Consider the following 6,723-nt stretch of genomic DNA (forward strand, 5'->3'; position numbering starts at 1 on the left):
CGGCGGCTCCAGTACGTCGGTGGAGTGGGCGTACCGGATCACAGTGTCCCGGACCCGCGCGGTGGGGCGCGGCGAGGTGCGTCAGCCGTAGCCGTGAAATCACCCTCAGGGGTGCCCCCTGGCACCCCTGAGGGGAGGTCAGATGCCGGCGGCCGCGGACAGATCCCGCTTGACGGCGTCGAGCAGTTCGGCCGCGCGGGCCCGGGCGGCCGGCAGCTCGGCGTGCGAGGCGACCGGCACGACGACCTCCAGGTAGCACTTCAGCTTGGGCTCGGTGCCGCTGGGCCGGACGACGACACGGGCGCCGTCGAGCGTGTAGCGCAGCCCGTCGGTGGGCGGGAGCGTCTCGGTGCCGCGCGTGAGGTCCTCGGCCCGGGTGACGGCCAGACCGGCCAGCTCGGTCGGCGGGTGCTCACGCAGTCGCCGCATGGCGTCGGAGATGACCGACAGATCCTCGACGCGCACCGAGAGCTGGTCGGTGGCGTGCAGCCCGTGCTCGACGGCGAGGTCGTCCAGCAGGTCGAGCAGGGTCCGCCCCTGCTCCTTCAGCTCGGAGGCCAGCTCGGCGACGAGGAGGGCGGCGGTGATGCCGTCCTTGTCCCGCACCCCGTCCGGGTCGACGCAGTACCCGAGGGCCTCCTCGTACCCGTACCGCAGTCCGTCCACCCGCGCGATCCACTTGAACCCGGTGAGGGTCTCCTCGTACGGCAGTCCGGCCTTCTCGGCGATCCGCCCCAGCAGGGACGACGAGACGATGGACTCGGCGAAGGTCCCACGGGCCCCCCGCCGGACGAGATGGGCCGCGAGCAGCGAACCGACCTCGTCGCCGCGCAGCATCCGCCAGCCGTCCCCGTCCTTGACGGCGACGGCGCAGCGGTCGGCGTCGGGGTCGTTGGCGATGACGAGGTCGGGTTCGGTCGCGCGGGCCGCGGCGAACGCGAGGTCCATCGCACCCGGCTCTTCCGGATTGGGGAAGGCGACGGTGGGGAAGTCGGGATCGGGCTCGGCCTGTTCGGCGACGAGGACGGGCACGGGAAAACCGGCACGGGCGAACGCGGCAAGCAGCACGTCCTTCCCGACGCCGTGCATGGCCGTGTAGACGGTACGGGCGGTGCGGGCGGACCCGTCGGCGAGGACGGCGTCGGTACGGCCGAGATAGGCGTCGAGGACGGAGTCGTCGAGCACGTCCCACCCGCCCTCGGCCCGCGGCACGTCGTCGAGGGAGGCGATGGCGTCGATCTTGGCGGCGATCTCGGCGTCGGCGGGCGGCACGATCTGGGAACCGTCGCCGAGGTAGACCTTGTAGCCGTTGTCCCGGGGCGGGTTGTGGCTGGCGGTGACCTCCACGCCGGCGACGGCGCCGAGATGCCGGACGGCGTAGGCGAGGACGGGGGTGGGCAGCGGGCGGGGGAGTACGGCCGCGCGCAGCCCGGCTCCGGTCATCACGGCGGCGGTGTCGCGCGCGAAGTCGGCGGACTTGTGCCGGGCGTCGTACCCCACGACGACGAGCCCGTCCCCCTGGCCGTTCTTCCTCAGGTAGGCGGCGAGCCCGGCGGCGGCCCGGATGACGACGGCCCGGTTCATCCGCATGGGCCCGGCACCCAGCTCACCCCGCAGCCCCGCGGTACCGAACTGAAGCGTGCCGCTGAAGCGGGCGGCGAGCTCCGTGACGTCCCCCGCGTCGATCAGCTTGGCGAGTTCGTCACGGGTCTCGGCGTCGGGGTCCTCGGCGAGCCATGCCGTGGCCCGCGCGATGAGATCGTCGTGCACGTCGGTTCAACCTCTCGATGATCTCCGCCCGCCCGCCCACCCGACTCGCTTGGCCGGGAGGCTGGGCTTGGGGGCGGGGGTTGCGTGGTCGGGTACAGGGTGGGGGAGCGGGCGTGGTCCGGGGGTGAAACCCCGGCGGAGGAGTCGCAATCCCGCGAGGGGTACGGAGGGCGAAGCCGGTCGGGCTGTGGAAGGTGGAGCCGGTCGGGCTGTGGAGGGTGGAGCCGGTCGTGGTGCGGGGACGGAGTCCCCGCTGGGGTCTGGGGCGAAGCCGGTCGGGGTGCGGAGGGTGGAGCCCCGCCAGGGGTGCAGGGGACGGAGTCCCCGCTGGGGTCCGGGGCGGAGCGCCAGGGCGAGGGAACCTCTTCACCCACCGAGTCGGGCGGGCGGGTGGGCGAGCGGGCCCCGGGGCGGAGCCCCGGGGTGGGGCACCCTTTCAGCCCACCGAGTCGGGTGGGCCGGCGGGGTTTGCGGCGGAGCCCCAGGCGGAGTCCTACCCCGCCGAGGACGCGACCCCGGTCAGAGCCGGCGCAGCACCTGGACCAGCAGCTCCCCCATCCGCGCCGCCGAGTCCCGCCCGGCCTGCAGCACCTCCTCATGGTTCAGAGGCTCCCCCGTCATCCCGGCGGCAAGATTCGTCACCAGGGAGATGCCCAGCACCTCCGCTCCGGCCTCCCGCGCCGCGATGGCCTCCAGCACCGTCGACATCCCCACCAGATCCGCCCCGATCACCCGAGCCATCCGGATCTCCGCCGGTGTCTCGTAGTGCGGCCCGGGGAACTGCGCGTACACCCCCTCCTCCAGCGAGGAGTCGATCTCCTTGCACAGCGCCCGCAGCCGAGGCGAGTACAGATCGGTCAGGTCCACGAAGTTCGCCCCGACGATCGGCGACGTCGCCGTCAGATTGATGTGGTCGCTGATCAGCACCGGCTGCCCCGGCCGCATACCCTCACGCAGCCCCCCGCACCCGTTCGTCAGCACCACGGACTTGCAGCCGGCCGCCACCGCCGTACGGACGCCGTGCGCGACAGCGGCGACACCCCGCCCCTCGTAGTAGTGCGTACGGCCCAGGAACACCAGCGCGCGCTTGTCACCGATCGCGTACGAGCGGACCTTGCCCCCGTGACCCTCGACCGCCGGCGGCGGGAAGCCGGGCAGCTCGGTGACCCGGAACTCGGCATCGGGAGCGCCCAGGGCGTCGACGGCCGGCGCCCAGCCGGAGCCCATCACGAGGGCGACGTCATGGGTCTCGGCGCCGGTCAGCTCGCGCAGGCGCGAGGCGGCAGCGTCGGCGGCGGCATGGGGATCGCCCTGGATGTCGTCCGGAAGAAGAGATGCGTTCACGCGATGAGCGTAGCCGGTCTGGGCCTACGCGCGTAGATGGTAGAGGTCACGGGTTGGCGATCGTTGTCTTGTCGTTTCCGACAAAAGGGTGCTGCGATACGCGCCACCAGATCCGGAAACAGGTCCCGGAACGGGGTCGAACGGCTCAGCAGGGCCGCTTGCGCAGCTCCATCACATAGTCGTGCGGCGCCCCGGCCGACTCGGCGGCGTCCGCGATCTCACCCAGATACCGTGCCGACGACAACCCGCCCTCATACCCGTTCAGCACGTACACCCACGCCGGCTCCTCCCCGTCCAGCGTGTGCGCCCGAATCCGTGCGCGGCGGTAGATCCCGAGCCCCACGCCCTCCCACCGGTCCAGGGCCTCCTCGTCCGGCGGCGCGATGTCGTACAGCCCCACGAAGACCTGGCACCCCGGCTCCTCGACGATCGTCGCCAGCGCGCCCTCCCAGCCGAGCTGCTCGCCGCCGAAGGTCAGCCGCCATCCGTTCAGCCAGCCCGTGGCGCGCAGCGGCGAGTGCGGGGCGCGGCGGGACATCAGCCGCGTGTCGAGATTGCCGGCGTACGCGGCGTAGAGCGACATGGCTCGAGAGTACGGCAGCGGAAACTCCCGTCCCCCGTGCCCCGCAAACAACCTCCGTACCGCCCACCCGTCCCACCGCTCCCACAGATAACGGAAAGCACACCAGTCACGCCCCCGGGCAGTTGCACCTTGAGGAGTGCGGGACAATGGGGTACGTGACTCGGATCGTGATCATCGGTGGCGGCCCCGGCGGATACGAAGCGGCGCTGGTGGCCGCACAGCTCGGCGCGGAGGTGACCGTCGTCGACTGCGACGGTCTCGGCGGCGCCTCGGTGCTGACCGACTGCGTGCCGTCGAAGACCCTCATCGCCACGGCCGAGGTGATGACCACCTTCGACTCCTCCTACGAGGAACTGGGCATCATCGTGGCCGACGACACACCGCCGCTGGAGCAGGCGGCCCGGGTCGTCGGCGTCGACCTCGGCAAGGTCAACCGCCGTGTGAAGCGCCTCGCGCTCGCCCAGTCCCACGACATCACCGCCTCCGTCACCCGCGCCGGCGCCCGCGTCCTGCGCGGCCGCGGCCGCCTGGAGGGCATGCAGGCCCTCGACGGCTCCCGCAAGGTCGTCGTCACCGCCGCCGACGGCACTGAGGAGACCCTGGTCGCCGACGCCGTACTGATCGCGACCGGCGGCCACCCGCGTGAGCTCCCCGACGCCCAGCCCGACGGCGAGCGCATCCTCAACTGGACCCAGGTCTACGACCTCACCGAGCTCCCCGAGGAGCTCATCGTGGTCGGTTCCGGTGTCACGGGCGCCGAGTTCGCCGGTGCCTACCAGGCCCTCGGCTCCAAGGTCACCCTCGTCTCCTCCCGCGACCGCGTGCTGCCCGGCGAGGACCCGGACGCCGCCGCCGTCCTCGAGGACGTCTTCCGCCGCCGCGGCATGAACGTCATGGCCCGCTCCCGCGCCGCCTCCGCCAAGCGCGTCGGCGACAAGGTCGAGGTCACCCTCTCCGACGGCCGCGTGATCACCGGCTCGCACTGCCTCATGGCCGTCGGTGCCATCCCCAACAGCGCGGGCCTCGGCCTGGAGGAGGCCGGCGTCAAGCTCCGCGAGTCCGGGCACATCTGGACCGACAAGGTCTCCCGCACCACCGCGCCCGGTGTGTACGCCGCCGGTGACGTGACCGGCGTCTTCGCCCTCGCCTCGGTCGCCGCGATGCAGGGACGTATCGCCATGTACCACTTCCTCGGCGACGCGGTGGCCCCGCTCAACCTGAAGACGGTCTCCTCGAACGTCTTCACCGACCCCGAGATCGCCACCGTCGGCTACACGCAGGCAGACATCGACGCGGGCAAGATCGAGGCCCGGGTCGTCAAGCTGCCCCTCCTGCGCAACCCGCGCGCCAAGATGCAGGGCATCCGCGACGGCTTCGTCAAGATCTTCTGCCGGCCGGGCACCGGGATCGTCGTCGGCGGTGTCGTCGTCGCGCCCCGCGCCTCGGAACTGATCCACCCCATCTCGATCGCCGTCGACAACAATCTGACGGTCGAACAGATCGCGAACGCCTTCACGGTGTACCCCTCCCTTTCGGGGTCGATCGCGGAGGTGGCCCGACAGCTCCACACCCGCAAGGCGACGGGCGAGTTCTGACGTACGACTCCGACTCCCCGCTGGTCACGGGGAGTTGTCGAGCATGCGTACGGCATAGGCGGGACGGGTAGGCCCTATACCACTTCCCACCCTGCCATGCGAACAACTTCTGTTATTCGGCGCAAACTGCTGAAAGCAGACGGTCGTTGGGGTTACTGTCAGTTTCGTGTTCGCTGCAGAACGTCGTCAATTGATCCTCGAAATGGTGCGAGCGAATGGGGCCGTGTCGCTCCGCGAGCTCGCCCGCGTCGTCCAGACCTCCGAAGTGACCGTACGGCGGGACGTGCGCGCACTGGAGGCAGAAGGACTCCTCGACCGCCGGCACGGCGGTGCGGTACTGCCGGGCGGATTCACGCGGGAATCCGGCTTTCCGCAGAAGTCACATCTCGCGACCGCCGAGAAGACGGCCATCGCCGATCTCGCCGCCGGACTCGTCGAAGAGGGCGAGGCCATCGTGGTCGGGGCGGGGACCACCACTCAGGAGCTGGCCCGCCGGCTCGCCCGGGTGCCCGGTCTGACCGTCGTCACCAACTCGCTGCTGGTGGCCCAGGCCCTGGCGCACGCCAACCGTGTCGAAGTCGTCATGACCGGCGGCACCCTGCGCGGCTCCAACTACGCCCTCGTCGGCTCCGGAGCGGAGCAGTCCCTCCAGGGCCTGCGGGTGTCCAAGGCGTTCCTGTCGGGCAGCGGCCTGACCGCGGAGCGCGGGCTGTCCACGTCCAACATGCTCTCGGCGTCCGTCGACCGGGCGCTCGTGCAGGCCGCTGCGGAGGTCGTCGTCCTGGCCGACCACTCCAAGCTCGGCACGGACACGATGTTCCAGACGGTGCCCACGGATGTGATCACCCGGCTCGTGACCGACGAGCCGCCGGCGCACGACGACCGTGCGGGTACGGAGTTGCAGGCGCTGGCGGATCAGGGGGTGCAGATCGCCGTCGCCGGGGCGTCGGGAAACCCGGGGGGTGATCATGTCCCGGCACGACGCGCTCCGCTGCCGGGACCGCGCGCTCCGCGCCGGGAGGTACCAGGCGCTCTGCGGGCAGCCGCGGTTGTCGGTGAGCAGGGTTCGGGTGAGCGGCGCGTTGCTGACCTGCGCCGGCGCTGACCGGGCTCGGTAAGGGCCTGGGTGTGAGTGCCTGTTCGCCGTAGGGGTGCGCTTGTTCGGCGGCTGCGGGTGTGTCGTGGCCGGTCGTGCCCATGCGGCGGAGCCGCAGATCGATACAGGCCCGCGTCCCTGGCGGGGCGCCGGAGCTTGCCGGGGACATGAAGGCGCCCGGCCGGAGCCGGGCGCCGTCGGTTGTCGTGCGGTTCGTCAGTCCTTGATTTCGCAGATCACTGCGCCGGAGGTGAGGGATGCGCCGACCTCTGCGCTGAGGCCCTTGATGGTGCCGGTCTTGTGGGCGTTGAGGGGCTGTTCCATCTTCATGGCCT

6 protein-coding genes are annotated in these 6,723 nt (G+C 71.5%); 2 read left to right on the forward strand and 4 right to left on the reverse strand.

The window, feature by feature from the left end:
• Window positions 1–138: 138 nt before the first annotated feature.
• From IEZ19_RS17565 to IEZ19_RS17575, 3 genes are all read right to left on the reverse strand, one after another.
• Window positions 139–1,770 (reverse strand): phospho-sugar mutase, encoded by a 1,632-nt coding sequence (locus IEZ19_RS17565; protein WP_189312118.1) that lies wholly within the window; start codon window positions 1,768–1,770, stop codon window positions 139–141.
• Window positions 1,771–2,289: 519 nt separating this feature from the next.
• Window positions 2,290–3,114, reverse strand: a complete 825-nt coding sequence (locus IEZ19_RS17570; protein WP_189312119.1) for a purine-nucleoside phosphorylase — start codon at window positions 3,112–3,114, stop codon at window positions 2,290–2,292.
• Between the two features lie 145 nt (window positions 3,115–3,259).
• Complete coding sequence (locus IEZ19_RS17575) at window positions 3,260–3,697, reverse strand: gamma-glutamylcyclotransferase family protein (RefSeq protein WP_189312120.1); 438 nt, start codon at window positions 3,695–3,697, stop codon at window positions 3,260–3,262.
• A 146-nt stretch (window positions 3,698–3,843) separates the two neighbouring features.
• Here IEZ19_RS17575 and IEZ19_RS17580 point away from each other — a divergent pair, with 146 nt between their 5' ends.
• Both IEZ19_RS17580 and IEZ19_RS17585 read left to right on the forward strand, forming a co-directional pair.
• Window positions 3,844–5,292 carry an NAD(P)H-quinone dehydrogenase gene (locus tag IEZ19_RS17580; RefSeq protein ID WP_189312121.1) on the forward strand — a complete coding sequence of 483 codons (1,449 nt, stop codon included), beginning with the start codon at window positions 3,844–3,846 and terminating at the stop codon, window positions 5,290–5,292.
• Window positions 5,293–5,458: 166 nt separating this feature from the next.
• Window positions 5,459–6,397: a DeoR/GlpR family DNA-binding transcription regulator gene (locus tag IEZ19_RS17585; RefSeq protein ID WP_189312122.1), complete on the forward strand. Its 939-nt coding sequence runs from the start codon at window positions 5,459–5,461 to the stop codon at window positions 6,395–6,397.
• A 207-nt stretch (window positions 6,398–6,604) separates the two neighbouring features.
• On the opposite strand, the gene IEZ19_RS17590 is transcribed toward IEZ19_RS17585, so the two are convergent.
• Window positions 6,605–6,723: biotin/lipoyl-containing protein (locus IEZ19_RS17590; protein ID WP_189312123.1), on the reverse strand; the 119-nt coding region annotated here is incomplete at its 5' end.

Origin of the sequence: Streptomyces brasiliensis (assembly GCF_014647875.1) — a bacterium.
GTDB classification, from domain to species: Bacteria; Actinomycetota; Actinomycetes; order Streptomycetales; family Streptomycetaceae; genus Streptomyces; species Streptomyces brasiliensis.

Excerpts from the sequence above, each read along its gene's own strand:
- IEZ19_RS17575 (WP_189312120.1), bottom strand. The coding sequence starts at position 3,697 with ATGTCGCTCTACGCCGCGTACGCCGGCAATCTCGACACGCGGCTGATG.
- IEZ19_RS17580 (WP_189312121.1), top strand. The coding sequence starts at position 3,844 with ATGGGGTACGTGACTCGGATCGTGATCATCGGTGGCGGCCCCGGCGGA.